The following is a 25,668-nucleotide window of genomic DNA, read 5'->3' as shown; positions in this document are numbered from 1 at the left end:
GCCCTGGGAGAGGCTTAGCGTGCTGGAGGGGGTTCTCTGCGGGAGGAGCACGCCGTGAAGCTCGACAAGCCGGTGACCGGTGGGCCCTGCTGGACCGAGCTCGGGACCAGCGACGTGGCCGCGGCCAAGGAGTTCTACGAGGCGTTGTTCGGCTGGCGCGCCGAGACCGATCCGCGTCAGGAGGCCGGCGGCTACACCGTCGCGCACCTCGGGGACGCGGCGGTTGCCGCGCTGACGCCGCTGTACCAGGAGGGGCAGCCGGTGGCGTGGAACGTGTCGTTCGCGGTGTTGGACGCGGACGCCGCAGCCGCGCAGGTGACGGAGGCCGGCGGCACGGTGCTGGTCGGCCCGATGGACGTGTTCGACGTGGGCCGCTTCGCCGTGGCCGTGGACCCGACGGGTGCGGTCTTCCAGCTCTGGCAGGCCCGGTCGTTCCCCGGCGCGGGGCTGCTCAGCGCCCCCGGCGCGCTGGGCTGGGTGGAACTGCTGACCCGGGCGCCCGAGCGGGCCGTGGAGTTCTACACGACGGTGTTCGGCTGGAGCGTCAACGCCTCGGAGCACTACACGCAGTGGGGCATCGACGGCGACGACTTCGGCGGCATGCTGACGATGGACGACAAGTTCCCGCACGAGGTGCCCGCGCACTGGCTGCCGTACTTCGCCGTGGTGGACGTGGACGGCAAGGCGGCGGACGCGACCGAGGCGGGCGGCACCGTTCTCATGGAGCCCACCTCCGTCCCCGACGGCCCGCGGATCGCCGTACTGCGGGACCCCCAGGGAGCGGTGTTCGGCGTGTACCGCGCGGCCGACGAGAAGTGACGCGACCGGCGAGCGTTGACACCGCCCGCGCTCGGGTCAGCCGCGCAGCGCCCCCAGCTGCCCCTCCAGCCGGCCCAGCAACTCACTGAGCAGAGCCGCCAGTTCGTCCTGACCCTGCGGGTCCACGCCGGACAGCACGGCCGTCTCGTACGCGAGTTGTTCGGGCAGGATGCCGTCGACCAGGTCGCGGCCCGTGTCGGTGAGGCGGACATGGGCGACACGACGGTCGCGGGTGTCGCCGCGGCGCTCCACCAGTCCGCGCTCGGTCAGCTGCTTGAGGCGCTTGGTGACGGCGGCGCCCGAGGAGAAGGTCTCCCGGGCGAGTTCGCTGGGGGTCAGTTCGTGGCCGGTGCGGCGCAGCGCGCCGAGCAGGTCGAACTCGGGGCGGCTGAGGCCCGCCCGGCGCAGGGGGGCGTCCTCTGCCTGCTGGAGGAGGGCGGCACAGCGGTTGATGCGGCCGATGATCTCCATCGGGGCGGTGTCGAGGTCGGGGTGGACGCTCTGCCATTGCCGGACCACGGCGGCCACCGTGTCCCGTCTCGTCCCGGTCGGCCCGCCGTTCATCGCCGTCATGGCCGTACGCCCTCCGTCGTGTCGCCTGTGCGCTGGTCCGGGCGCGGTCCCTGGCTACGCCCCGTGGCCGCGAGCGTACGGGGTCCGCTCCGCTCGGCGCGCACGACCCGCTGCCACCGCCGGTCCGGTACGGCCACCGCGGCGACGAGGCCGACCAGTGCGCCGACCAAGGTGTCCACGACCCGCTCGGTGATCAGTCGCCCGGGTTCCTGGAACCCGGCGAACTCGGTGATGAGCAGTGCCATCGGGGTCACGCAGACGCTGCCGAGCCAGTAGTTGCGGCTGATCAGCGCCTCGGCGCCGAAGTTGAGGGCGAGGCAGCACAGGACGAGGGCGACCTCGCCGGTGTGGGCGAGCGGGACGAGCGCGGCGAAGAGAAGGACGCCCAGCAGGTTGCCGAGGACGCGCTGGACGCCGCGGCCCCAGGTGAGGGTGAGGTTGGCCTGGTACAGGCACGCCGCGGTGACCAGGGCCCAGTAGGGGCGGCCGATCCCCAGGGCGAGCGAGGCGTATCCGGCGAGGGCGCAGCCGAGGGCGGTGCGTACGGCGAGCGGGGTCAGGGGGGCGAGGCGGCGCCACAACGGCGCGGTGGGCGAGGCGAGTTCGCCCCCGATGCCGGTGAGGTCGTCGAGCTCCGGCACGGGCCGGTTGCCGCGCACCTGCCGGGCCCAGGTGCGCAGCGGCACAGGGTCGGCGTCGGCAGGGGCGGCGAGGGCGATCTCGGCGCGGACGACGAGGCGTTCGAGGGCGCGGCGCGTGCCACCGGCGCGGCCAGGGCGGCCCCCGGAGTGCAGCGCCTGACGGGCGGCGTGCACGGCGGCGGCAGCGGTGGCGTGGGCACGGGTGCGGTGGTCGTCCGGGCTGCTCGGGCTGCTCGTCGTGCCTGTCCCTCCGGTGCCGCCCGTCTCGACATACGTGGCAGCCGCGTGCAGGGCCGCCGCAGTGGCCCGGCGCTCCGGGCCGTGCGGTCGCAGCAGGCCGGGTGCCATGCCGACGAGCCAGGCCCAGGCGGCGGCCGCGGCGGCAAGACCGAGATGGCCGGGAATCCGGTCGAGGGACTGCGGGGCGAACAGGGCGGCGGAGCTGATGAACGTGAGCACCACGTTGCCCGGCGGACCGACACGGGTCGCGTCGCACAGCACCTTCTGCACGGCGGCCAGCACCGCCCCCACGGTGACCAGCACGACGGCACTGGTGGTGAGCGAGGCAGCGACCAGCGCCGTGGCCAGGCCGCCGAGCATGCCGAGCGCGACCCATGCCAGGACGCGGGCCCGGGCGGCGTAGGGGCGGTTGTGGGCATAGAGAGCGCACAGGGATCCGGCCATCGTGTACATCGCCAGGTCCAGCCGGCCGAGGAGCAGCAGGGCGATGTTGGGCGGGGCGACGGCGACGACCACGCTCAGGGCGGGCTTGAACCAGATGTCCGACGGCCGGCCGAGACGCAGCACGCCGACGAGCGGATGGCGGCTGCTCATGTCCATCACCAGTTTCATGTCCATCACCTTAGCAAGTGTTTTACTGGTAAAGGACATAGGCGATGTGGGACGTGTCATACGCGACGACCTGCGACGACCGTCCGTGCTCCGCCCAATGCTCCCCGCGTACACCCTTGCGCTCGCATGCGCGCCGGACGTCCGGGGCATCGACGGACTGTCCGACCCGTCGAGCGGGAGGTGCGCGTGCACGGACCGGCTTCGCACGGCTGGCTGCTGGTCGCGCTGTGCGCGGCGACCGGGGCCTACTGTCTGCTGCGGATGCGCAGCCATGTCGAGGAGCAGCGTCGGGCCGCGGGCGGCGAGGCGTTGATGGGCTTCGGGATGGCCGCGATGGCGGTGCCTGCCGCGGTGTTCACGCCGCCGTCGTGGGCCTGGCCCCTCTACGCGGCCGTGTTCGGCGCTGCGGCCCTGCAGGCCCTGTGGTCGGCACGGGCGAACGCCCACCATCTGCACCACCTGATGGGGGCGTCGGCCATGGTCTACATGGCGGTCGCGATGGCCGCCTCACCCGGCCGGCACGGCGGGCACGGCGATTTCGGCATCCCGCTCCTGACGGGCGTTCTGCTGCTGTACTTCACGGGCTACGTGCTGCTGTCCGGCGTCCGGTTGGTGCCCGTGACCGTCGTCGCCGGTGGCGGGGGCGGGGGCGCGGGTGGGGGTGGAGGGGTCGGATGGGGCGACCGGCCGGAGCTGGCGCGCGCGTGCCGACTGTCGATGGGGATCGCCATGGTCGCCATGCTGCTGGCTCTCTGAAAGCGACTGATTCTCTGAAGTGCGGCCGTATCTCGGGCAGTGGCGCGTCCGTGGTCTGTGTCACTTGCCGCTGTGGTCCGTACCCCTGAGTGGTGCGGCGCTCATAGGGTGCTGCCCATGATGGTCCCCGCGGCACTGTTGCTGCTCGGCGCCCTGACCGCCGTTCTCGCCCCTCGGATGCTCGCCCGGGCGGACTGGCCGGACCGTGAACCGGTGGTCGCGCTGTGGGTGTGGCAGTGCGTGGTTGCGGCCGTTCTCCTGTGCTGTGCCCTGTCGATGACGCTCAGTGCGGCGGCCGCGTGGCAGGCGGTGCGCGGCCATGTGTTCGCCCCGGCGCCGAGTGCCGTGGTGGAGGCGTACGCGCTCGGGGTGGGCGGTCCATGGGCGGCGACGACCGCGGTGACGCTCGCGTGCGGTGGGCTGTGGACCGTGGCGATGCTGGTGCGCGAGGTCGCACGCGCGCGTGCCCGGCGTCGACGGCGACGCACCGAACTCCTCGTGCGCGCCCCGCTGTTGCCCGGCGAGGCGACCGGGAACGACCGCCTGATGATCCTGGAGGGCGAGCGTTCGGACGCCTGGTGGCTGCCCGGTGCAGCGCCCCGGCTCGTCGTCACCACCGCCGCGCTGCGCCGCCTGAAGGGGCGGCAACTGGAAGCCGTCCTCGCCCATGAGCAGGGGCACGCGCAGGCCCGGCACGACTGGCTGCTGCACTGCTCGGGTGCGCTGGCGGGCGGGTTTCCGCAGGTGCCGGTGTTCGCCGCGTTCCGCGACGAGATGCACCGGCTGGTCGAACTCGCCGCCGACGACATGGCATCCCGGCGCTTCGGCCGGCTGACGACGGCCCTCGCACTGGTCGAACTCAACGAGGACCGGGGCGTGTTCGGCCCCACCCCGACCGATCGGGCGCAGGTGCCGCAGCGGGTGCACCGGCTGCTGACTCCCCCGGACCGGCTCACGGCCGGCCGACGGCTCCGGCTGACAGCGGCTGCCGCGCTGGTGCCGGTGGTACCGGTACTGGTGGCGTTCGTGCCGGGATTGCGCGCGCTGGGATAGCCGGGGCGGCTGACGGGTACCCGGATGCGTCCGGGGGTAGGCCCCGGGGCCGCCCGGTACGGACCGGGACGGCCCGGTACTCCTGTGGCGGGCGTCGCAAATGCATCCCCTGCATTGGCCTCTCGCCCCATCCGTCGGCGAGGATCGCACCATGCACACCCAGTCCGTCGAATCCCCGCCCCGCCCGCCGGCCGAGCGCAGGACCGCCGGCTGGGCCGGCGCCCTGGCCGTGGGCTCCACGCTGCTGCTCGCCCTGGTCGCGCTGCGGTGGCACCCGCTGATGAGCATCGACAGCGACGTCGCGCGGACGACGCACCGCTGGGCGGTCGACGAGAGCGGCGTCACCCACGCGTTCCGCATCCTGACGGACTGGGTCTGGGATCCGTGGACGATGCGCCTGCTGACGTTCGCGGTCGCCATCTGGCTGGTGTGGCGCAGAGCCGCACGCTGGACGGCCGTATGGCTGGTGGTCACCTGTGCGGTCGCCACGCTGGTCCAGCAGGCCCTCAAGGCCCTGGTCGACCGCCCGCGCCCCGTCTGGCCCGACCCCGTCGACTCGGCCCACTACGCCGCCTATCCCTCCGGCCACGCCATGACGGCCACGGTGGTCTGCGGTCTCCTGCTGTGGCTCGTGCACCGCTACGGTGCCGACCGCGCCCTGTGGCGTACGGCCGCCGCCGTGGCCGCGATCTCCGTGGCCGGCGTCGGGCTGACCCGGATCTGGCTGGGCGTCCACTGGGCCACGGACGTCGTCGGCGGCTGGCTGCTGGGTGCGCTGGTCGTGGTGCTGGCGGTGCGGGTGCACAAGCGATGGCAGGTGTGAGGGCACCGGAGCCGGAACGCTCCTACGGCTATGTGGGGCCGGCCGAGTTGTAGGCCACCGTCCGGCCGGATGCCGAGGGCCGGGTCGTGCGGTCGGCCGCCGACCTGGGTGCCTGGCTGGCGGAGTGCTCACCGGCCGAGCGGGCCGAACCCTTCACGTACGTCGTCGGCACGGACGGCCGGCTGCGGCTCGCCGCCCGCCGGAGCGAGCACGTGGCGTGCGCCGGGGGCCGGGACGTCCTGGCCGCCGGTGAGATGCTCTTCGAGCCCGGCGCGGGCTGCGGGACCGCCGTGGAGGTCAGCAACCAGTCCACCGGCTACTGCCCCGACCTCGACTCCTGGACGGCGGTCGCCCGGGCGCTGGACCGGGCCGGCGTCGGGCATCCCGACGGGTTCACGCACGCGGTGGTGTTCCGGCGCTGCGAGGAGTGCGATGAACGCGCCATCGTGCGCGAGGACGACTTCGTCTGTGTGTTCTGTGGCGGCAATCTTCCCGAGCAGTGGAACCTGGCCCCATAGGATCCGCTCCATGACCGCAGTTCTGTTCGATTTCTCCGGAACCCTCTTCCGTGTCGAGTCCACCGAGTCCTGGCTGCGCGGAGCGCTCACCGAGGCCCAGGTGGAGCTCGCCGAGGAGGAGTTGACCGAGGCCGCGCAGGCGTTGGAGGCCATGGGCGCCCTGCCGGGCGGGGTCGATCCGTCCTGGCTGCCCGAGGACGTCGCGAGTGTCTGGGGGGTGCGGGACAAGAGCGCGGAGCTGCACCGGGCGGCCTACACCGCGCTCTCTCGTCATGTCCCGCTCCCCGACGACCGGTTGCACGACCTGCTCTACGACCGCCACATGGCACCGGCCGCGTGGAGCCCGTACCCGGATGCCGCCGATGTGCTGCGGGCGCTGCGTGAGCACGGCGTCGGCGTCGGGGTGGTGAGCAACATCGGCTGGGATCTGCGGCCGGTGTTCCGGGAGCACGGTCTCGAACCGTACGTCGACACGTACGTGCTGTCGTACGAGCACGGCGTCCAGAAGCCCGACCCCCGCCTGTTCGAGGCGGCCTGCGCGGCGCTGGACGCCGATCCGCGCGACGTCGTCATGGTCGGCGACAACCGGCGGGCCGACGGCGGCGCGGCGGCGCTGGGCTGCGCGGTGCACTTCGTGGACCATCTGCCGGCCGACCGACGCCCGGACGCGCTGCGGCCGGTGCTGGATCTCGTGGGGGCGGCCCCGCGGGCGAACGGCAACGACCCGCAGCGGAACAAGTAGCCTCCGGCCACCATCCCGAGACGCACGCCGGCCTCGGACGATCCCCCGCGTCGCCCGAGGCAGACGGCAACCCCGACCAGGCCCTGTACGGGCCGGACCGGACGCGTTGAGTATAGTTGGTTGGCAGCCAGTCAACGCAGGAGTCCAGCATGTCCCCGCGCAGCGCCTCGGTCAATGAAGAGTTGCGGCGGCGTTCCCGGGAGCGGCTTCTGCAGGCGGCGGTGGAGCTGGTCAGCGAGCGCGGTTACGACGCCACCACACTGGGTGACATCGCGGACCGGGCGGGCTCGGCGCGTGGCCTGGTGTCGTACTACTTCCCCGGCAAACGCCAACTGGTGCAGTCCGCCGTGCACCGGCTGATGCACCGCACGCTGGAGGAGGCCCTGGAGCGTGAGCCGCACACCGAGGACGGGCGGGAGCGGATGGCCAGGGCCGTCGACGCGATCCTGGGCCTGGCCCGGGACCGGCCCGTGCTGATGCGCCAGCACATGGCGGGAATCCTGCAGGCCGAGGGTTTCGTGCAGTGCCCGGAGCAGCGGCGGCTGGCCGAACTGCTGCGGGACACCTGCGTACGGTACGGCTCACCGGACGCGGACTCCGACTACCCGATGCTGCGCGCGCTGCTCATGGGCGCCGTCTACGCGGCGTTGGTGCCCGGGGTGCCGATGCCCGTGCCGGTGCTGCGGGCCGAGTTGTTCAAGCGTTACGGGCTGGACCGGGGGCTGGGAGTCCCGCCGGACTCGGGGGCCGTGCCCGGCGGGACGTGCGACACGGATCTGTCGCGGTTCTTCGCGACCGGGTCCGCACCCGGCTGCCCTGAGGGTCAGTCGAAGTAGTCCGGCTGAGTCTGGACGTTGAGTTCGCGCATGTGCACCCAGCGGGCCGGGGCCGTGCGCCGGTCGTCGATCTTCAGGACGTCGAAGCCCCGGGCGTACTCGTTGGAGTAGATGTAGCCGTTGTAGTAGTAAGCCGACCACGAGCCGCCCGACTTGATGGTGTCCGTGGTCAGCGGGCCGCGGTCGAAGTAGGCGATCTCCTTCGGGTGGTCCGAGTCGGTGAACTCCCAGACGGAGACGCCGCCCTGGTACCAGGCCTGGACCATGATGTCGCGCCCCTTGACCGGGATCAGCGAGCCGTTGTGGGCGACGCAGTTCTCGGTGTCCGCCTGGTGGCGGGGGATCTTGAAGTAGCTGCGGAAGACGAGCTTGCGCTTGTCTCCCTTGCCGACGATGTCGTAGATGCCGTCGGCGCCGCGGTCCGGGCCGATCTCCGCGTTGCAGGTGGCCGCGCCGCCGCCGCCCAACTCGTCGGTGAAGACGACCTTGTTCGCCTTCTGGTTGAAGGTCGCCGAGTGCCAGAACGCGAAGTTCACGTCGTCCCTGACCTGGTCGATGACCTTCGGGCGCTCCGGGTCCTTGATGGACAGCAGGATGCCGTCGCCCATGCAGGCGCCGGCGGCCAGGTCCTTCGAGGGCAGCACCGTGATGTCGTGGCAGCCGGTGGTCTTGCGGACGCCACCGGGCGGACCCGGGTTGCCGCCACCGTCCGGGCCCTCACCGGGGAAGAGCACCGGGAAGTCCACGACCGCCGCCTTCTCGGGTGCGTGGCGCGGCACCTTGATGATGGAGATGCCGTCGTGCGGGGGCTGGCAGTCGGGGTAGCCGGCGTCGGGCGAGTACGAGGAGACGTAGACGTAGACGTTCCTGCGCTCGGGCACCAGTGTGTGGGTGTGGGAGCCGCAGGCGGTCTCGACGGCGGCGACGTACTTGGGGTTCTTCTTGTCGCTGATGTCGAAGACCTTCATGCCCTCCCACGAGGACTTCTCGGTCGCGGGCTGGGTGGTGCTGTTGCAACTGCTGTCGCTGCGCGAGGAGTCGGTGGACAGGAACAGCAGGTCACCGGAGACGGAGACGTCGTTCTGCGAGCCGGGGCACAGGACCTGGGCGATGGTCCTGGGCGCCCTCGGGTTGCTGATGTCGAAGACGTTGAAGCCGTCGTAGTTGCCGGCGAAGGCGTACCTGCCCTGGAAGGCGATGTCCGAGTTGGTGCCCTGCAGTGCGTCCTTGGGGACGTGGGCCAGGTGCTGGATGTTGTCGGAGTGGACGATCTCGTTCTGGCCGGGTATCTCGCCGTCCGCGAGGGCCTCGCGGACCTCGGCCTGGGTGCTCTCGGAGACCTCCTTCTCCGCGACGGGGCCGTCCCCCGGGTCGGGGGTCGCGACAGCCGGCTGCGCGGTGAGCAGCGCGGCCAGGAGCCCGGCGGCGGCAGCGGCACCCGCCAGGCGTCTGCGTCGCGTTCGGGGATTGCTGAACAGGATCACTGTTTTCCTCCCTTGTGCCGTTCACACTGGAACGGTTCACGCACGCCCGAGTATCGTCTTCATCATGCACATTTCAAGAGCGGGCAATAGACATGTAACGAAAGCGCCTTGCCGCCGGGCGCGCTTCGCTACGGCCTCCCTGGCCGCCCTGACCGTGCTCGTGCTCGGCGGGTGCGACTCCGATCCCGACGCCAAGTCGGCCTCGCAGAGCGGGCCTTCGGTGATCGTGCCGGGCAAGCCCGGGGAGTCGAACCAGGTGCTGTCCGCCGAGGAGGCGGCACGGCAGCGCGCCGAGGACGACTCCCCCAACTCGGCGGACGTCTCCTATGCGCGGATGATGATCGAGCACCACTCCCAGGCCCTGGAGATGACCGAACTCGCCCCGGACCGGGCCGAATCGGCGCAGGTAAGGAAGCTCGCCGAACGCATCAGCGCCGCGCAGGGCCCGGAGATCTCCGCCATGAAGGGCTGGCTGAAGAACCACGGCAAGACCGAGAAGAGCGACGGGCACGAGCACGGATCGATGCCCGGCATGGCGACCGAGGCCCAGCTGGAGAAGCTGCGGGCCGCGCAGGGGAAGGCGTTCGACCAGCTCTTCCTGACGCTGATGATCACCCATCACGACGGGGCGGTCACCATGGCCACCGATGTGAAGGGGCAGGGCAACAACATCCAGATCGAGGAGATGGCCGACGAGGTGGTGGCTCAGCAGACGAGCGAGGTCACGCGGATGCGGGACATGCTCTGACGGCTGCGGTCGTCACGTCCGCCGCCGGGGCCGCCACCCGGGCCACGCTCAGTGGCGGGCCCGGCGCCGGGTCAGGAAGCCGGCGTCGCGCGCCTGCCCGATCAGCCTGAGCGACTTCCGGCGGTCCTGCCCCGTCGCACGCATCACCGCGAGGACCGGGTCGACGCCCTGCTCCTGGGCCGCACGGTACTTCTGCGCCACCAGCCACTGCCCCTCGACGCCCCGGGGCCAGGCCGGCACGACCAGACCGGACCCGGCGTCCTCGCCGTCCGCCCCGTGCCCGGCCCCGACCCCGCACGCCTCGGACAGCGGCGCCTCGATCCAGTCCGCGAGCGCCGTGAGGTCGTCGAGGGACAGCGCGGGCTCGGCCCGTACGTCCTCGATGGAGACGCACCCCTCGCACACCACGGCGAGCGCGTCGACCCGGGCGCCGTCGCCGAACTCCAGCCGGACCCCGAACCACGCAGTGGCCCCGGTGTCGTCCCGCACTGCCCACGCGGGCCACACGGACACGGCACCGTCCGTCGCACGGCGATCGGAAAGATTAAGAAAGGATGCTTCCAGCACACACGCAACGTAACCGCATGATCACATTCCATACGAACGAACACGCGTCCCGTACGGCGCACAGCACCCTGTCAGCGGAGCGGAAGCGGTGCGATGCTGGAGTCGAGAGCGACTCCTGAAGACCCCGAAGGTCCCTTTGACAAGGAGTTCCGCCGTGCTGCATGTCGCCGTGGTCGGCTCCGGGCCGAGCGGGTGCTACACCGCCCAGGGCCTTGTACAGCAGGACCCCGACGTGGTCGTCGACGTCCTGGACCGGTTGCCGTGTCCGTACGGCCTGGTGCGCTACGGGGTGGCGCCGGACCACGAGAAGATCAAGTCCCTGCAGAACAATCTGCGGACCGTCCTGGAGCACGAGCGGGTGCGGTTCCTCGGCGGCGTTCAGATCGGCCCGGACGGGGTGCCGACGGCCCGGTTGCGGGAGCTGTACCACGCCGTCGTGTACTGCGTGGGCGCCGCCACCGACCGGCACCTCGGGATTCCCGGCGAGGACCTGCCGGGCAGCTGGTCGGCGACCGAGTTCGTGTCCTGGTACAGCGCCCACCCGGACGCCATCGACGACGGCTTCGTCCTCGGCGCGCGCTCGGCGGTGGTCATCGGCGTCGGGAACGTCGCGGTCGACGTCACGCGGATGCTCGCGCGGGGCACGGCGGAGCTGAGCCCCACCGACATGCCGCAGGCGGCACTCACCGCCCTCGCCGCGAGCCGGGTGGCCGACATCAGCATGGTGGGCCGGCGCGGCCCTTCGCAGGCCCGCTTCACCACCAAGGAACTCCGCGAGCTGGGCACCCTGCCGGACACCGAAGTGACCGTGGATCCGCAGGAGCTGGCGTTGGATCCCGACTACGCCGACCCCTCCGCACTGCCCGCCGCGCAGCGCCGCAACGTGGAGGCGCTGCGCACCTGGGCCGAGGCCCCGGCACAGGCCGCCGGCCATCGCATCGCGCTGCGCTTCTTCCTGCGCCCCGTCGAACTCCTCGCCGACGCCGGACGCGTGGGCGCGGTCCGTTTCGAGCGGACGGCGCCGGACGGACGGGGCGGGGTGACCGGCACGGGCCGGTACGAGGACATCGAGGCCCAGTTGGTGCTGCGTTCCGTCGGCTATCGCGGAGTCCCCCTGGAGGGCCTGCCGTTCGACCCCGCGACCGGCACGGTCCCGCATCTCGCGGGCCGCGTCCTGCGCGAGGGCCTCGTCGCGCAGGGCGAGTACGTCGCGGGCTGGATCAAGCGTGGCCCGACGGGCGTCATCGGCACGAACCGTCCGTGCGCGAAGGAGACGGTGACGTCGCTGCTGGAGGACGCCTCCGTGCTCGTACAGCGGGAGTTGCCCGAAGATCCGCTCACGGCACTGCGCGCCAAGGGGATCGACCCGGTCGAGTGGCAGGGCTGGTGCGCGATCGAGCGGGCGGAGGTGGCGCTGGGTGCGTCGCTGGGCAGGGGTGTGGTGAAGCTCCCCGACTGGGAGTCGCTGATGAACGCCGCGCACAGCAACGAAGCAGCAACACCACCGTAATCAACACTCTGTTCAAGGAGCCTACGGTCTCGCCCATGACAGCAACCGCACCCGCACCCGTGCACCCCGTCGACGAGATCCCACCCAAGCGCCAGCTGGCCGCCTTCGGCCTCCAACATGTCCTCGCGATGTACGCCGGTGCCGTCGCCGTCCCCCTCATCGTCGGCGGCGCGATGAAGCTCCCGCCGGCGGACCTGGCGTATCTGATCACCGCCGACCTCCTGGTGTGCGGCATCGCGACGCTGATCCAGTGCATCGGCTTCTGGCGCTTCGGTGTGCGGCTGCCGATCATGCAGGGCTGCACGTTCGCCGCCGTGGCGCCGATGGTGCTCATCGGCACCACGGGTGGCGGACTCCCCGCGATCTACGGTTCGGTGATCGTCGCGGGCCTCGCGATCATGCTGCTGGCCCCGGTCTTCGGAAGGCTGCTCCGGTTCTTCCCTCCCCTCGTCACCGGCACCGTGATCCTGATCATCGGGCTGTCGCTGCTGCCGGTCGCGGGCAACTGGGCCGCGGGCGGCGCCGGTTCGGCGGACTTCGGGGAGCCGAAGAACCTCGCGCTGGCGGCGTTCGTCCTGGCGGTGGTGCTCGGGGTGCAGCGGTTCGCACCGGCGTTCCTGAGCCGGATCGCGGTACTGATCGGCATCGTGGTCGGGCTCGCGGTGGCGGTGCCGTTCGGGTTCACGGACTTCGGCGGAGTCGGGGACGCCGACTGGGTCGGGATCAGCACGCCGTTCCATTTCGGGGCGCCCACCTTCGAGTTCTCGGCCATCGTATCGATGCTGGTGGTGGCGCTGGTGACGATGACCGAGACGACCGGTGACCTGATCGCGGTCGGCGAGATGACGGACCGCAAGGTCGAGCCGCGCTCCCTTGCGGACGGCCTGCGCGCCGACGGCCTGTCGACCGTGCTGGGCGGCGTCTTCAACACCTTCCCGTACACGGCGTACGCACAGAACGTGGGCCTCGTCGGCATGACCCGGGTGCGCAGCCGCTGGGTGGTCGCGACCGCGGGCGGGATCCTCGTGCTGCTCGGCCTGCTGCCCAAGCTGGGCGCGGTGGTGGCGGCGATACCGGCTCCGGTGCTGGGCGGTGCGGGTCTGGTGATGTTCGGGACCGTGGCCGCCAGCGGCCTCAGGACGCTCACCCAGGTGGACTTCAAGGGCAACAACAACCTGACGGTGGTGGCCGTTTCCGTGGCCATGGGCATGCTGCCGGTCGGTGTGCCGACGGTCTACGAGAAGTTCCCGGACTGGTTCCAGACGGTGATGAACAGCGGGATCAGCGCCGGCTGTCTGACGGCGATCGTGCTGAACCTGCTCTTCAACCACCTGCCCGCGAAGGCCGATTCAGGCCGTGCAGATGGTTCAGGTGGTTCAGGTGGTTCAGCGGATTCAGGCGCCGAGCCGGACGGCCTGTCTGGCGGCGGCGTCGAGAAGGGCGTCGAGAAGTCCCGGGAAGAGGCCGTCTAGGTCGTCCTTGCGCAGGCCGTTCATCTTGGCCGTGCCCCGGTAGACCTGCTGGATCACACCGCTCTCGCGCAGCACCCGGAAGTGGTGCGTGGTGGTGGACTTGGTCACCGGCAGATCGAACTGCGAACAGGAGAGCTCGTCGCCGACGGCGGCGAGCTCTCGCACGATCTGCAGCCGCATCGGGTCGGACAGCGCGTGCAGCACGCCTTCCAGACGGATCTCCTCGCGCGCCGGGTGCGGGAGGTCACGGCTGCTCACAGCGGCGCTGGTCACGGCGGCTCCACTTCGTCGGGTTCCCGCACTCGGGATTCCCCGTGTCCGGGTGCTCGGTTTCCTCCATTGTACGAGAGCTCTCGTAGTTTGACACATGCCGTACTACGATGCCTATCGTACGAGTCGACCGCTGGTCCCCGTGACGAATGGAGTCCGCCGTGAGTGCGCTCTTCGAGACCTACACCCTGCGCGATGTGACGATCCCGAACCGGGTGTGGATGCCCCCGATGTGCCAGTACTCGGCCGCACCGGAGGGCCCCGACGCGGGCGCCCCCAACGACTGGCACTTCGCGCACTACGCGGCCCGCGCGGCCGGCGGCACGGGGCTGATCATCGTCGAGGCAACGGGCGTCAGCCCCGAGGGCCGGATCTCCCCGTACGACCTGGGGATCTGGAACGACACCCAGGTCGAGGCGTTCCGCCGGATCACACGCTTCCTGGTGTCGCAGGGCACGGTGCCGGCGATCCAGCTGGCCCACGCCGGCCGCAAGGCGTCGACCGACCAGCCCTGGAAGGGCGGCGCGCCGGTGGGACAGGACTCCCATGGGTGGCAGCCGGTGGCGCCGAGCGCGGTCCCGTTCGCCGACGGGCACCCCGTGCCGACCGAGCTGACGGTCGCCGAGATCCAGGAGGTCGTGGGGCAGTTCGCGGCCGCCGCGCGCCGCGCTCTCGCCGCGGGCTTCGAGATCGCCGAGATCCACGGCGCCCACGGCTATCTGATCAACGAGTTCCTCTCCCCGTACTCCAACCACCGCACCGACGAGTACGGCGGCTCGTACGAGAACCGCACCCGTTTCGCGCTCCAGGTCGTGGACGCGGTGCGGGAGGTGTGGCCGGACGACAAGCCGCTGTTCTTCCGCATCTCGGCGACCGACTGGCTGGAGGAGGACGGCTGGACCGCCGACGACACGGTCCGCTTCGCGGCCGACCTCAAGGCACACGGCATCGACCTGCTGGACGTCTCGACGGGTGGCAACGCCTCCGGCGCCCGGATCCCCGTCGGCCCGGGCTACCAGGTGCCGTTCGCCGCGCGGGTCAGGACGGAGACCACGTTGCCGGTCGCCGCGGTCGGGCTGATCACGGACGTCGAGCAGGCGGAGAAGATCATCGCGAACGGTGAGGCGGACGCCGTCCTGCTCGGCCGTGAGCTGCTGCGCAGCCCGTCGTGGGCGCGGCACGCGGCTCGGGAGCTCGGCGGGGACGTGCACGTGCCCGACCAGTACCACCGGTCCGTCTGATCACGCGGCGGACGCCGCCGATGCCGCGTCGCCGGAGGTGGTCGGCAGGTACCGGGCCACCATCCGCTCCAGGTGCGGCAGGGTGCGCTGGCCGAACACCGCGAGCGCGATCGACGCGGCGACGCCGGCCCAGGCGACCGGGCCGAGCGGCGTGCAGCCGAAGAGCTGGCTGAGGCCGGGGGTCTGGACCAGGACGGCGAGGGCCGCCGCGGAGCCGAGGGCGGTCACGCGGACCAGCGGGCTGCCCCGGCGGTCGGCCAGGGTCTGGGCGAGCTGCGTGCCGACCACCGCGCACAGGGCCATCGTGGTGGAGCGGCGGGCGGTGCCCGGGGTGAAGCGGCCGATCAGCCAGGCGGACGTGGCGCCCAGGGTGGTGGTCAGGGCGCGGTGGCGGATCTTACGGATCAGCGGCGCGCCGAGGAGTGAGGTGCCCAGGGGTTCGGTTCCTGCGGGTGCCGCTTCGGAGGCCACGCCCTGCTTCTCCGCATCCGCGTCCTCCGTCGCGGATTCCGCATCGGCTCCCTCCGCCTCCTTCGGCGTCACCGCCACCGCCATGGCCGGGAACAGGTCCGTGAACAGGTTCACCAGCAGCATCTGACGGGTGGACAGGGGCGCGGCGCCCGACAGCAGCGTGCCGAGGAGGCCGAAGCCCACCTCGCCCGCGTTGCCGCCGATCAGGATGGCGATGGCGTCGGCGACGCTGTGCCACAGGGCCCGGCCCTCGGCGACCGCCTCGATCAGGACCGTCAGGTCGCCGTCGGTGAGGACGAGGTCGGCGGCGTTGCGGGCGGCCGCCGAGCCGCGGGCGTCGATGCCGACGCCGATGTCGGCGGCGCGGATGGCCGCGGCGTCGTTGGCTCCGTCGCCGACCATGCCGACCACGCGCCCGGCGTCCCGCAGCGCCTCGACGACCTGGAGCTTCTGCTCGGGGGCGACGCGGGCCACGACGCCCATGTCGCGCAGCATCCGGGCGCGTTCCTCCCGGTCCGCGGACGCCAGCTCATCGCCCGTGACCACGCCGGTGTCCTCGGGCCAGCCCAGTTCGGCGGCGATCGCCCGCGCGGTCTGCGGATGGTCGCCGGTCAGCATGACGGGTCGTACGCCTGCCTCGCGCAGGCCCTCGACCAGGGCCGTGGAGGTGACTCGTGGTACGTCGGCGAGGGCGAGCAGCCCGGTGAACTCCAGGCTCTCCAGGGGCTGTTCCAGGACGTCCGCGGCCTTGTCCGCCGAGTCGAGCGGGCGCCGGGCCACCGCCAGGACCCGCAGTCCGCCGCCGGCCAGCTCGTGCGCCGCCTCCGATGCCGAGGAGGGCAGGTCGGCGCAGGCGGGCAGCACCGTCTCGGGGGCGCCCTTGACGACGAGTACCGCGGTGCCGTCCCCGGCCCGGCCGACTGCGGCGGCGTAGCCACGGTCGGCCGCGAAGGGCAGGCCCTCGCTCTGGGACCACTCGGGGTCGGGTCCGGCGGCGTCCAGGACGGCCTCGTCGGTGGCGTGCACCGGCCGGTCCGAGCCGCCGTTCAGCTGGGGGCAGGCGCGCGCCGCTGTCCGCAGCGTGTCGTCGTGTTCCTCCGGCTTGTGCACCTTGCCTTCGGCGTCCGTCACACGGACCAGGCGGAGCTTGTTCTCGGTGAGAGTGCCGGTCTTGTCGAAGCAGATGGTGTCCATCCGGCCGAGCGCCTCAAGGGTGCGCGGGGCGCGGACGAGAACTCCGTGGCGGCTGAGCCGACGGGCGGCGGCCAGTTGGGCGACGGTCGCCACCAGCGGCAGCCCTTCGGGGACGGCGGCGACGCCCACCGCCACCCCGCCGCTGACCGCCCGGTGGATCGGCGTGCCGCGCAGCAGCGACAGCGCCGTCACCCCGGCGCCGCCGGCGAGGGTCCACGGCAGGGCCTTGTCGGTGAGTTCCCGCAGCCTGGCCTGTACTCCGGCGGACGGCGGGGTGCGGGCGGCGAGGGCCACGGCCCGGGCGGCCTCCGTCCGGTCCCCGGTGTCCACCACGATGGCCCGGGCGTGTCCGGCCACCACCGTGGTGCCCTCGAAGACCATGGAGCTGCGGTCCGGCACGGCGGCGTCCGGCGTCGGCTCGGTCCCCTTGTCCGCGGCCAGGGACTCCCCCGTCAGCGCGGACTCGTCCACCTCCAGGCCGTCCTCCGACACCAGCCGGGCATCGGCGGGCACCACGTCGTCCGCCCGGAGTTCGATCAGGTCGCCGGGGCTGAGCTTGGCGGCGTCCACGACGTGCGGCTGGGACTCGGGTTCCTCGGTGGTGACGCGTGCCTTCTGCTGCTGCTTCGCCAGCAGTCCGGACAGGGCCCGCTCGGCCCGCATCCGCTGGACGCCGCCGACCAGGGCGTTCAGGTCGAGCGCGCCAATGACCAGCAGGGCGTCCACCACGGAGCCGAGGATCGCCTCGGCGGCCGAGCCGACGGCCAGCACCGGGGTGAGGGGGTCGTCGAGCTCGCCGCGCACGGCTCGGGCGAGCTGGACCGGACCGCTCAGCGGTGCGAACAGGGGGTGCCGGCCCATCCTGCGGATCGCCTTGCGCGCGCCGCCGCCGACCTGCTCGGGGACGGTCGGCTCCGGGCCCGTCTCGTGCTCCAGCCGTTCGCGGACCTCGGTGGGCTCCAGTTCGTGCCAGGACACGCGCGGCCGGGGGTGCGGTGCGCGGGCGGTCGCGACCCCGAACGCCGCGCGCCCACCGGTCAGCAGGGCCCATGCCGCGCTCGCGTCGACAGGGGTGTGCCGCAGCCCGGGCCACGGCGTGGGGCGCCCGCGCGCGGACTTGCCGATCGCCACGAGGAGCCCGGACAGTGCGGCACCGGAGCGGGCGAGCACCTGCGACCTGCGACCCACGCCGCGCGCGGCCGGGACCGCCCGCAACAGCCGCCACACGTCCGCGAGCCCGTGCAGGGCCAGCACGTCGGCGCTCCAGACGACGGCTCCGTCGCGGTCGGTGAGGGCGACGGCCACATCGCCGGCGAGCAGTCCGGCGAGGATGTCCTCGTCGTCCTGCGCCGGCCGCGCGACCGTGACGACGACGCTGTCCTTCTCGGCGCGCAGCGCGTTCACCACGTCGCTCAGCGACCGCTCGTCGCGGACCACCTGGTCGGCGAGGTTCGTGAAGTCGGCCAGCGCGGGGTCGTCCACCATCACGACCCGCAGACCCGCGCGCCGCGCCGCGTCCAGCACGGTCTCCGCCCACGGGTCGGCGTCGGCGCCCGGGGTCCGCAGGGCGCTCGGATGCAGAACGACCGTGTCGGCCATCTCAAGCTGCCGCAGCCGCTCCGGGTCCCGCACCAGGACGCCTTCGCGGGACAGCGCGCAGCTCAGTGCGGCGTGGAAGGCGGCGGGTCCGTAGCGGGCGGCCTTGGGCGAGCCGGCGAGCACCGCCTCCGCCGCCTCGGTGCCGTCGTGCTTGACCAGCAGCATGGCCGCCGCACCGACCAGGCTGCCGGTCTCGGCGTGTGCGGCGTACTCCTGGGCCGGGGAGGTGCGCAGCGGCGGGCGCGGGAAGTGGGCCCCGGCCACGCTGGGCCGGTCCGGCGCGGAGACCTCGTCGTGGACCTTTTCGAACGCGGCCACGCGGGCCACCGTCTCCGCCAGCTGGAGCGAGCGCAGTGTGCCGTCGAGCACGAGAGCGGTCGGGGTCCGGCCGGCCCCGTGGACGGCCGCGTTCGCCATGGCCAGCACCAGGTCCATGCGGGAGCGGCCGATCCTGGCACGCAGCCAGCCCCGGAAGCGCGGGTTCTCCCGCAGCAGCGTCACCAGCGCGGTCACCGACCGGGGCGTGGTCGGCAGGCGCAGCGCGTAGCCGGCGAACGCCGCTGCGATGCCCACCCCGTCGGCGGCGAGCGTCGTGGCGGCGGCCCGCACCCCGGCGGGGTCTGCGGGGTGCGTGATCTCGTCGACCGAATTGTCCGTCCGGGCCAGGCCGTGCCGTGCCGCGATCTCGACCGCCCTGTCCACCACCTGGTCGCCGGCCGCCTCCTCGACGGCGGTCACCACGAGCCGGCTCAGCCCGCCGTCCCAGTAGGCGAGCGCCACGTCGGGCCGCTCCATCAGCGTCTCGGCGACGTTGCGGGCGGCGTGCTCCATGCCGCCCTCCAGCCGTACCCGCTCCGGCGCCTCGGGCCGCAGGGCGAGATGGGTCCGGGCGCCTGACCGCCAGGGTTGCGGGTGAAGGGGAAGGGAGTTTCGGGCGACGCGCACCGCACGTGCGGCGCTGTCGGCACCCCGTACCCCGGCCCGGGCCGTTCCGGCGACCGCCCCGGCGGCGATTCCCACCGCGGGGGCGGCTCCTCGGGCGAGCAGTCGGGGCCCGGCCGCGACCATCTCGGCCGCGGCGCCTGTCGGACGTGTGAGCAGTCCCAGAACCATCGCTCGCCCTCGCTCAGCTCGTTCGACGTCGGCTTCTGTGCCGCCGGGTTCCCGTAAAACGGCATGTCATCCGCGCACAGGCGGCGCGAAGGATCTCCCCGGCCCTTGCCTCGTCGTCGAGGTCGATCACCCTGAAGCGCAGGCCGTCCCGTTGAGCGTGAAGGCGCCCGGCCCCGCGCTGTTCCCGGCGTGGTTCGCCTGGTACCCGATGCTGACGCTCGCCCCGGGCGCGAGCGCCGCGTTGTACGAGGCGCTGCTCCCCGTCACCGCGCCGGAGGCCGGGGCGTACGTGGCTCCCCATCCGTTGGTGATGGACTGGCCGGCGGGCAGGGTGAAGCCGAGCCTCCGCCGTTGATCGCCGTCGTGCCCGTGTTGGTGATCGTCACGGAGGCGGTCAGGCCCGTGTTCCAGGCGTTGGTGGTCGCGGTCACCTTGCACGCGCCGGGCTGCGGCTGGGGTGCGGGGCCATCGCCGTCGAGGCCGAAGAAGGTGAGCACCCGGGCAGCCATGCCGTAGCCGTACAGGTTGTGGCCGACGCCCTGGAGGCTGATCGCCTCGACGGGGGCCCGGTCGCCGGTGCCGCCGTAGCGGGTGCGGGTCCAGCCGGACTGGGGCGTGTCCGTGGCGGCCGGGGTCTGACCGACGCCCTGGACATTCGTCCACTGCTTGATCATCTCCCCGAGGTTGGGGGGGCGCAGGACGTCGTCCTCGGTGCCGTGCCACAGCTGCATGCGCGGGCGGGGTCCGCTGTAGCCGGGGTAGGCGCCCCGCACCAGGTCGCCCCACTGCTGCGGGGTGTGCGTGACAGTGCCGTTCGCGCAGGCGCTGTTCCACTCGGAGCCGTCGGTGGTGGCGAAGCAGCCGAAGGGGACGCCCGAGAAGGCGGCGCCCGCGGCGAACACGTCGGGGTAGTCGCCGAGCAGGACGTTCGTCATCATCGCGCCGGAGGAGATGCCGGTGGCGAAGACGCGGTCTGTGTCGGCGTCGTACGTGCGGGTCACCCAGTCGACCATGGACCTGATGCCGACCGGGTCGCTGCCGCCGTCGCGCCGCAGCGCCTGCGGCGAGGAGACGTCGAAGCACTTGCTGCTGCGGGTGACGGACGGGTAGACCACGACGAACCCGTACTGGTCGGCGAGTGTGTCGTACTCGGTGCCGTTGTACATGTCCGGCCCTGAGCCGGTGCACCAGTGCACGGCGACCAGGACCGCCGGGTCGGCGGTGACGCCTGCCGGTACATACACGTACATCCGCAGGTTGCTGGGATTGGCGCCGAAGTCGGTGACCTCGGTGAGCGTCGCGGTCGGCACGGCGTCGGCGGCGTCGGTGCGTGCGGCGGCCGTGGGGGCGGCGACGAGCAGCGCCGCCAACAGCGGCAGGAGGGCGGCGAGCACCGTCCGGAGCCTTCTTGTCGCGGTCGTGCGTAGGGGGGTGGGCACGTCCTTGTCCCTTCTGGTCGCGGGAGTGGCTTGTCCGGGCGCGGACGTGGCTGCTCTGCGCGCGGGAGAGGCCTCACAGACAGGGCATCGTGACATGAACACGGTCACCATGGAAGCGCTCCCACACCTCGGACATGAGAGCTCTTACCCCCGCCAGGACTGGCCGAATTCTTCTGCGCGAAGCGTTGACCAGAAAGCGCTTGCCCTCTACGTTCCGTTCAGCAGTGTGACCGACCCGCCTCGCAGCACCCCCACATGGCCACACCGCCGGCACGCGGCGTTCTGCATGACGTTCACAGTTCACGTACATGATCGTGTCGCGACTCCCGAAGGGACGCACCCGCATGCGAACTCTCCCCCCACGTGCACGCCCGCAAAGAATCGCACTGGCGACGGCCGCAGCAGCCGTCCTCGCCACCGCGGCCGTCCTCGCCCTGCCGCAGCCGGCCGGGGCGGCCGAGACCTCGCCGGTCGGGTTCGGCGCCGGGACGACCGGCGGCGGCAACGCGTCGACGGTCACCGTCTCGACGCTGGACGCCTTCAGGACGGCGGTGACCGGCAACTCCGCCAAGGTCGTCCGGGTCAACGGCCTCATTTCGCTGAGCGGTCAGGTCGACGTCGGCTCCAACACCACGGTGCTGGGCGTCGGTTCGTCGTCCGGCTTCACCGGCGGCGGGCTGCGACTGAAGGAGGTCACCAACGTCGTCATCCGGAACCTGAACATCAGCAAGCCGGTGGCGCCTGCCGACGGCGTCACGGTCCAGAAGTCGACGAAGGTGTGGATCGACCACAACTCCTTCTCGGCCGACCGCGATCACGACAAGGACCACTACGACGGCCTGCTGGACATCAATCACGGCTCGGACAACGTCACGGTGTCCTGGAACACCTTCAAGGACCACTTCAAGGGCTCGCTCGTCGGACACAGCGACAACAACGCGAGCGAGGACACCGGGCACCTGAAGGTGACGTACCACCACAACCAGTTCAGCAATGTCTACTCGCGCATCCCCAGCCTGCGCTTCGGCACCGGGCACTTCTACAACAACTACGTGGCCGGCGCCGACACCGCCTGCCACTCGCGCATGGGCGCCCAGCTGCTCGTGGAGAACAACGTCTTCCGCGACACCAAGATCGCCGTCACCACGAACCGCAGCAGCGACGTGGACGGCTACGCCAACCTCCGCGGCAACGATCTCGGCGGGGCCGCGACCGAGATCTCCCGGGTCGGCACCTTCACCACGCCGCCCTACGGCTACACCGCGGAGTCCGCGTCCACCGTCGTCGCCTCGGTGACGTCCGGCGCGGGCGCCGGGAAGCTCTGACCACCCCACCAGGAAGAAGATCCGGCACTCCCATCCGACACCCCCACAACCGGAAGAAGGCATACGGGACATGACTTCACCCGCAAAGCCCCGCGCCCGTCGGCGCGCACTGACCGGCGGCCTGGCCGCCCTCGGCCTCTCATCTGTCATGATCACGACAGTCGGCGCACCGCCCGCGAACGCCGCCACCTGGCCGACGCCGAGCAGCAGCCAGCCGGTGAGCTCCACCATCTCCGTGTCCGGCGTCCGCGACGGCGGCATGGTCCGCTACTACGGCAGCGGCGACCTGGCCGGCGACGGTCAGGAGGAGGGCCAGGACCCGATCTTCAAGCTCGCGGCCGGCGCGACGCTGAAGAACGTCATCATCGGCGCGCCGGGCGCCGACGGCATCCACTGCGAGGGCAACTGCACGCTGCAGAACGTGTGGTGGGAGGACGTCGGCGAGGACGCGGCCACCTTCCGGGGCGGCTCCACCTACACCGTGACCGGCGGTGGCGCCAAGAAGGCCGCCGACAAGGTCTTCCAGCACAACGGGCCCGGCACCTTGAACATCTCCAACTTCGCGGTCAGCGAGTTCAAGACGCTGTACCGCTCGTGCGGCGACTGCTCCACGCAGTACACGCGCAAGGTCAACCTCAGCAACATCGAGGTGACCGGCACGGGGTCCACCGCACGCCTCGTCGGCATCAACGTCAACCGGGGCGACGTGGCGACGCTGCGCGGCATCACGATCCTCAACGACTCCGGCCGCAAGGTCGTCCCGTGCCAGAAGTACAACAACAACACGGCCGTGGGTACCGGGCCGGACAGCACGAACTGCCTGTACTCCAGCTCGGACATCACCTACCGGTAGTACCCGCTCGCAGGTAGCCCCCACGGTGAAGGCGGCCGTCCGAAGCGTCCCCGCACGGCGCTTCGGGCGGCCGTCGTGTCGTGTGCGGTCAGTTGCGGGCACGCGCGTGTGCGCCGGCGGTGGCGTCGTGCCCGTCACGCGCGCGTACGTCCTCCGCGAGTTCCCGTCGGTAGTCCGCGTACGCGGCACGCAGCCGGTCGCCCGGCCAGCGGGCCGGGAGGAGTTCAGGGGGCAGTACCGGGTCGGCGAGCAGGTGCCGTACGACGGCCGCGAAGGCGGTGAAGCGGTCGGACGGCCGCCGCGCGTGGGCAACCCGGGTGAGCAGGGCGCGTCCGGCGCCGGCCCAGGCGTCCAGCGGCCACAGGCTCGCGGCGAGCTCGGGTGCGGGGCGGTCGGGACGGGCCGTGTAGCGCTGGGCCACGTGGGCGAGGTCGCCCGGCAGGGGCCGGAGCAGGTTGGCCGGGCGCAGCCAGACGCCCTCACGGAGCTCGGCGAGCCGGAGCCGGGTCAGCTCGGTGCGCAGTTCAGCGCGTTCGGCGGGGCCGCGGCCCGAGGCGGTGACGACGACCATCTCCCAGTCGCCGTCCCAGGGCAGGGTCTCGGAGTGGACGGCGTCGTCCTGGCGTCGCTGGCGTTCCAGCAGCCGGTCGCTGAGCCGGTAGACCGTGTTGGCGCGCCGCAGGTCACCGGCCGCCACCATCCTGCTGAGCGCGGCCCGCACGGTGGACCCCGCGATCCCGAACGGCTCCACGCTGCGCACGAGCTCCTTCACCGGCAGCTCGGGCGGATGCAGACCCAGCAGCAGGCTCAGGACGACCGACCGGGCGGACAGCGGGCGCAGGTCCGCCTCCCCGGTCGACGGTGACGCGTTGTTCGGCATGACCAGGACCCTACGTGCCGACTCGATGTATTACAGGATTGCTGCAACCGCAGCGACAGTGCAACACTGGCGGCATGGTCTCGATACTCGCGCAGGAGCAGTCCGGAGCCGCGCCGGAACAGTCCGGGCAGTACGGAACCCACGACGTCACCAACCAGCCTCCTCCCCTGGCGCCGTACGACGCGTCCGAGGACACGGCCCTGATCGAGGGGCTGCGCCGCGAGGGGGCCGCGTGGGCCGAGGAGGACATCCGGCGGCTGGGCCGGCGGGCCGGGAGCGCCGAGGCGCAGGAATGGGGAGAGCAGGCCAACCGCCACGAGCCCGAGCTCCGTACGCACGACCGATACGGCCACCGGGTCGACGAGGTCGAGTTCCATCCGAGCTGGCACCACCTGATGCGGGTCGCGGTCGGCGAGGGGCTGGCGGCGGCGCCCTGGGCGGACGAGCGGCCCGGAGCGCATGTCGCGCGGACCGCGGGCGGGCTGGTGTGGGGGCACACGGAGGCGGGGCACGGCTGCCCGACGTCGATGACGTACGCCGCCGTCCCCGTGCTGCGCCGGCAGCCCGAGCTGGCGAAGGTCTACGAACCGCTGCTGACCAGCCGGGAGTACGACCCGGAGCTGCGCGTGCCCACCGAGAAGCGAGGGCTGCTCGCGGGCATGGGGATGACCGAGAAGCAGGGCGGCTCCGACGTCCGCACGAACACCACCACGGCGTCGCCGACGGCCGAGCCCGGGGTGTACACCCTGCGCGGGCACAAGTGGTTCACCTCGGCGCCCATGTGTGACGTCTTCCTGGTCCTGGCGCAGGCGCCGGGCGGGCTGTCCTGCTTCCTCGTGCCGCGTGTCCTGCCCGACGGCAGCCGCAACACGTTCCGCATCCAGCGCCTGAAGGACAAGCTGGGCAACTGCTCCAACGCCTCCTCCGAGCCCGAGTTCGACGGCACCGTCGCCTGGCTGGTCGGGCCCGAGGGGCGGGGTGTCAAGACGATCATCGAGATGGTCAACTGCACCCGGCTGGACTGCGTGATGTCGTCGGCGGTGCTGATGCGCAAGACGCTCGTCGAGGCGGGCCACCATGTGGGCCACCGCAGCGCGTTCGGTGCTCGGCTGCTCGACCAGCCGCTGATGCGCAACGTCCTGGCCGACCTGGCCCTGGAGTCCGAGGCCGCCACGACGCTCACGCTACGGCTGGCCGGCGCGGCCGACCGGGTGGTACGCGGGGACGACGCGGACGGGACCGAGGGGGCGTTCCGGCGGATCGCCACCGCCGTCGGGAAGTACTGGGTCACCAAGCGCGGTCCTGCCTTCACCGCGGAGGCCCTGGAGTGCCTCGGCGGCAACGGCTACGTCGAGGAGTCGGGCATGCCCCGCCACTACCGCGAGGCTCCGCTCCTGTCGATCTGGGAGGGCTCGGGGAACGTCAACGCCCTGGACGTCCTGCGGGCGTTGAGCCGGGAGCCGGACACGGCCGAGGCCCTCTTCGCCGAACTCGCCCTGGCGCAGGGGGCGGACGCGCGTCTGGACGCGTCGGTGACCCGCCTGAAGAACCTGCTCGCCACGGGCTCCGAGGCCGCCGCCCGCCGCCTGGTCGAGCTGATGGCCCTCACCCTCCAGGCCTCCCTCCTGATCCGCCACGCCCCCACACCGATCGCCGACGCCTTCTGCGCCACCCGGCTGGGCGGCGACTGGGGGCACGCCTTCGGCACACTGCCGGGCACGGCGGACGTGGACGGGATTCTGGGGCGGGCGCTGCCGGGTGTTGCGGGCTGAGGGTTGAGGACTGAGCGCTGTCGGGGCGGCCCGGGGCGGGCGGTGGCACCGCAGAGGCGGCCAGGGGAGAGCGGGACTAGCCGGCTGGGCGCCGCCCATGGGATAGGGGCAAGCCCA

At 72.2% G+C, this 25,668-nt stretch carries 21 protein-coding genes and 1 pseudogene; 14 read left to right on the top strand and 8 right to left on the bottom strand.

Annotation, left to right across the window (positions count from 1 at the left end):
- Positions 1-54: 54 nt before the first annotated feature.
- Entirely contained in the window at positions 55-819 is a 765-nt protein-coding gene (locus tag OHT51_RS37775) for a VOC family protein (protein ID WP_328883393.1), read from the top strand.
- Positions 820-855: 36 nt separating this feature from the next.
- Here the strand turns inward: OHT51_RS37775 and OHT51_RS37770 are convergent, their stop codons facing one another.
- Both OHT51_RS37770 and OHT51_RS37765 read right to left on the bottom strand, forming a co-directional pair.
- Positions 856-1,392 (bottom strand): MarR family winged helix-turn-helix transcriptional regulator, encoded by a 537-nt coding sequence (locus OHT51_RS37770; protein WP_328883392.1) that lies wholly within the window; start codon positions 1,390-1,392, stop codon positions 856-858.
- Complete coding sequence (locus tag OHT51_RS37765) at positions 1,389-2,885, bottom strand: FUSC family protein (RefSeq protein ID WP_328883391.1); 1,497 nt, start codon at positions 2,883-2,885, stop codon at positions 1,389-1,391. Before OHT51_RS37765 ends, OHT51_RS37770 begins: the two co-directional genes overlap by 4 nt.
- Before the next feature lie 186 nt (positions 2,886-3,071).
- On the opposite strand from OHT51_RS37765, the gene OHT51_RS37760 reads away from it, so the two are divergent.
- The 6 genes from OHT51_RS37760 to OHT51_RS37735 all read left to right on the top strand — a co-directional run bounded on the left by OHT51_RS37760 (position 3,072) and on the right by OHT51_RS37735 (position 7,613).
- A complete protein-coding gene (locus OHT51_RS37760; protein ID WP_328883390.1) occupies positions 3,072-3,641 on the top strand; it encodes a DUF5134 domain-containing protein in 570 nt (189 codons plus the stop codon).
- Positions 3,642-3,758: 117 nt separating this feature from the next.
- Positions 3,759-4,694, top strand: a complete 936-nt coding sequence (locus tag OHT51_RS37755; protein ID WP_328883389.1) for a M56 family metallopeptidase — start codon at positions 3,759-3,761, stop codon at positions 4,692-4,694.
- Positions 4,695-4,845: 151 nt separating this feature from the next.
- Positions 4,846-5,517, top strand: a complete 672-nt coding sequence (locus OHT51_RS37750) for a phosphatase PAP2 family protein (RefSeq protein ID WP_328883388.1) — start codon at positions 4,846-4,848, stop codon at positions 5,515-5,517.
- Between the two features lie 86 nt (positions 5,518-5,603).
- Positions 5,604-6,035 carry a hypothetical protein gene (locus OHT51_RS37745; protein ID WP_328883387.1) on the top strand — a complete coding sequence of 144 codons (432 nt, stop codon included), beginning with the start codon at positions 5,604-5,606 and terminating at the stop codon, positions 6,033-6,035.
- Between the two features lie 10 nt (positions 6,036-6,045).
- Entirely contained in the window at positions 6,046-6,777 is a 732-nt protein-coding gene (locus OHT51_RS37740) for an HAD family hydrolase (protein WP_328883386.1), read from the top strand.
- Positions 6,778-6,926: 149 nt separating this feature from the next.
- Positions 6,927-7,613, top strand: coding sequence for a TetR/AcrR family transcriptional regulator (locus OHT51_RS37735; RefSeq protein ID WP_328883385.1), 687 nt, complete (start codon positions 6,927-6,929; stop codon positions 7,611-7,613).
- On the opposite strand, the gene OHT51_RS37730 is transcribed toward OHT51_RS37735, so the two are convergent.
- Entirely contained in the window at positions 7,601-9,097 is a 1,497-nt protein-coding gene (locus OHT51_RS37730; RefSeq protein WP_328883384.1) for an LVIVD repeat-containing protein, read from the bottom strand. The two genes, OHT51_RS37735 and OHT51_RS37730, sit on opposite strands and share 13 nt — an antisense overlap.
- A gap of 64 nt (positions 9,098-9,161) precedes the next feature.
- Between OHT51_RS37730 and OHT51_RS37725 the strand changes: the two genes are divergently transcribed.
- The gene (locus OHT51_RS37725; protein WP_328883383.1) at positions 9,162-9,845 is read left to right on the top strand and encodes a DUF305 domain-containing protein; all 684 of its coding nucleotides are present in this window, start codon (positions 9,162-9,164) and stop codon (positions 9,843-9,845) included.
- A gap of 48 nt (positions 9,846-9,893) precedes the next feature.
- On the opposite strand, the gene OHT51_RS37720 is transcribed toward OHT51_RS37725, so the two are convergent.
- Positions 9,894-10,358: a DUF6214 family protein gene (locus OHT51_RS37720; protein ID WP_328883382.1), complete on the bottom strand. Its 465-nt coding sequence runs from the start codon at positions 10,356-10,358 to the stop codon at positions 9,894-9,896.
- A 208-nt stretch (positions 10,359-10,566) separates the two neighbouring features.
- On the opposite strand from OHT51_RS37720, the gene OHT51_RS37715 reads away from it, so the two are divergent.
- Together OHT51_RS37715 and OHT51_RS37710 are read left to right on the top strand one after the other, a co-directional pair.
- Positions 10,567-11,922: an FAD-dependent oxidoreductase gene (locus OHT51_RS37715; protein WP_328883381.1), complete on the top strand. Its 1,356-nt coding sequence runs from the start codon at positions 10,567-10,569 to the stop codon at positions 11,920-11,922.
- A 35-nt stretch (positions 11,923-11,957) separates the two neighbouring features.
- The gene (locus OHT51_RS37710) at positions 11,958-13,394 is read left to right on the top strand and encodes a nucleobase:cation symporter-2 family protein (protein ID WP_328883380.1); all 1,437 of its coding nucleotides are present in this window, start codon (positions 11,958-11,960) and stop codon (positions 13,392-13,394) included.
- Here the strand turns inward: OHT51_RS37710 and OHT51_RS37705 are convergent.
- Positions 13,317-13,667, bottom strand: a complete 351-nt coding sequence (locus tag OHT51_RS37705; RefSeq protein WP_328883379.1) for an ArsR/SmtB family transcription factor — start codon at positions 13,665-13,667, stop codon at positions 13,317-13,319. The two genes, OHT51_RS37710 and OHT51_RS37705, sit on opposite strands and share 78 nt — an antisense overlap.
- 158 nt (positions 13,668-13,825) lie before the next feature.
- Between OHT51_RS37705 and OHT51_RS37700 the strand changes: the two genes are divergently transcribed.
- Complete coding sequence (locus tag OHT51_RS37700) at positions 13,826-14,905, top strand: NADH:flavin oxidoreductase/NADH oxidase (protein ID WP_328883378.1); 1,080 nt, start codon at positions 13,826-13,828, stop codon at positions 14,903-14,905.
- Here the strand turns inward: OHT51_RS37700 and OHT51_RS37695 are convergent, their stop codons facing one another.
- Positions 14,906-19,282: a cation-translocating P-type ATPase gene (locus OHT51_RS37695; RefSeq protein WP_328883377.1), complete on the bottom strand. Its 4,377-nt coding sequence runs from the start codon at positions 19,280-19,282 to the stop codon at positions 14,906-14,908.
- A 126-nt stretch (positions 19,283-19,408) separates the two neighbouring features.
- A pseudogene (locus OHT51_RS37690) lies at positions 19,409-20,676 on the bottom strand (extracellular catalytic domain type 1 short-chain-length polyhydroxyalkanoate depolymerase).
- A gap of 389 nt (positions 20,677-21,065) precedes the next feature.
- Between OHT51_RS37690 and OHT51_RS37685 the strand changes: the two are divergent.
- On the top strand, positions 21,066-22,046 hold the full coding sequence (locus OHT51_RS37685; protein WP_328883376.1) for a pectate lyase family protein: 981 nt from the start codon (positions 21,066-21,068) through the stop codon (positions 22,044-22,046).
- A 70-nt stretch (positions 22,047-22,116) separates the two neighbouring features.
- Positions 22,117-22,899: a pectate lyase gene (locus OHT51_RS37680; protein ID WP_328883375.1), complete on the top strand. Its 783-nt coding sequence runs from the start codon at positions 22,117-22,119 to the stop codon at positions 22,897-22,899.
- Between the two features lie 88 nt (positions 22,900-22,987).
- Here OHT51_RS37680 and OHT51_RS37675 read toward each other — a convergent pair whose 3' ends face one another.
- A complete protein-coding gene (locus OHT51_RS37675; RefSeq protein ID WP_328883374.1) occupies positions 22,988-23,779 on the bottom strand; it encodes a PaaX family transcriptional regulator C-terminal domain-containing protein in 792 nt (263 codons plus the stop codon).
- A gap of 74 nt (positions 23,780-23,853) precedes the next feature.
- Here OHT51_RS37675 and OHT51_RS37670 point away from each other — a divergent pair, with 74 nt between their 5' ends.
- A complete protein-coding gene (locus tag OHT51_RS37670; protein WP_328883373.1) occupies positions 23,854-25,551 on the top strand; it encodes a DNA alkylation response protein in 1,698 nt (565 codons plus the stop codon).
- The last annotated feature ends 117 nt before the right edge of the window (positions 25,552-25,668 follow it).

Origin of the sequence: Streptomyces sp. NBC_00299 (assembly GCF_036173045.1) — a bacterium.
Lineage (GTDB): Bacteria > Actinomycetota > Actinomycetes > Streptomycetales > Streptomycetaceae > Streptomyces > Streptomyces machairae.
This window is presented reverse-complemented; position numbering and strand designations above follow the sequence as displayed.

Coding starts and splice junctions, on each gene's coding strand:
- OHT51_RS37770 (WP_328883392.1), bottom strand. CDS start 1,392: ATGACGGCGATGAACGGCGGGCCGACCGGGACGAGACGGGACACGGTG.
- OHT51_RS37765 (WP_328883391.1), bottom strand. CDS start 2,885: ATGAAACTGGTGATGGACATGAGCAGCCGCCATCCGCTCGTCGGCGTG.
- OHT51_RS37755 (WP_328883389.1), top strand. CDS start 3,759: ATGATGGTCCCCGCGGCACTGTTGCTGCTCGGCGCCCTGACCGCCGTT.
- OHT51_RS37750 (WP_328883388.1), top strand. CDS start 4,846: ATGCACACCCAGTCCGTCGAATCCCCGCCCCGCCCGCCGGCCGAGCGC.
- OHT51_RS37740 (WP_328883386.1), top strand. CDS start 6,046: ATGACCGCAGTTCTGTTCGATTTCTCCGGAACCCTCTTCCGTGTCGAG.
- OHT51_RS37735 (WP_328883385.1), top strand. CDS start 6,927: ATGTCCCCGCGCAGCGCCTCGGTCAATGAAGAGTTGCGGCGGCGTTCC.
- OHT51_RS37725 (WP_328883383.1), top strand. CDS start 9,162: ATGCACATTTCAAGAGCGGGCAATAGACATGTAACGAAAGCGCCTTGC.
- OHT51_RS37710 (WP_328883380.1), top strand. CDS start 11,958: ATGACAGCAACCGCACCCGCACCCGTGCACCCCGTCGACGAGATCCCA.
- OHT51_RS37695 (WP_328883377.1), bottom strand. CDS start 19,282: ATGGTTCTGGGACTGCTCACACGTCCGACAGGCGCCGCGGCCGAGATG.
- OHT51_RS37685 (WP_328883376.1), top strand. CDS start 21,066: ATGCGAACTCTCCCCCCACGTGCACGCCCGCAAAGAATCGCACTGGCG.
- OHT51_RS37680 (WP_328883375.1), top strand. CDS start 22,117: ATGACTTCACCCGCAAAGCCCCGCGCCCGTCGGCGCGCACTGACCGGC.
- OHT51_RS37675 (WP_328883374.1), bottom strand. CDS start 23,779: ATGCCGAACAACGCGTCACCGTCGACCGGGGAGGCGGACCTGCGCCCG.
- OHT51_RS37670 (WP_328883373.1), top strand. CDS start 23,854: ATGGTCTCGATACTCGCGCAGGAGCAGTCCGGAGCCGCGCCGGAACAG.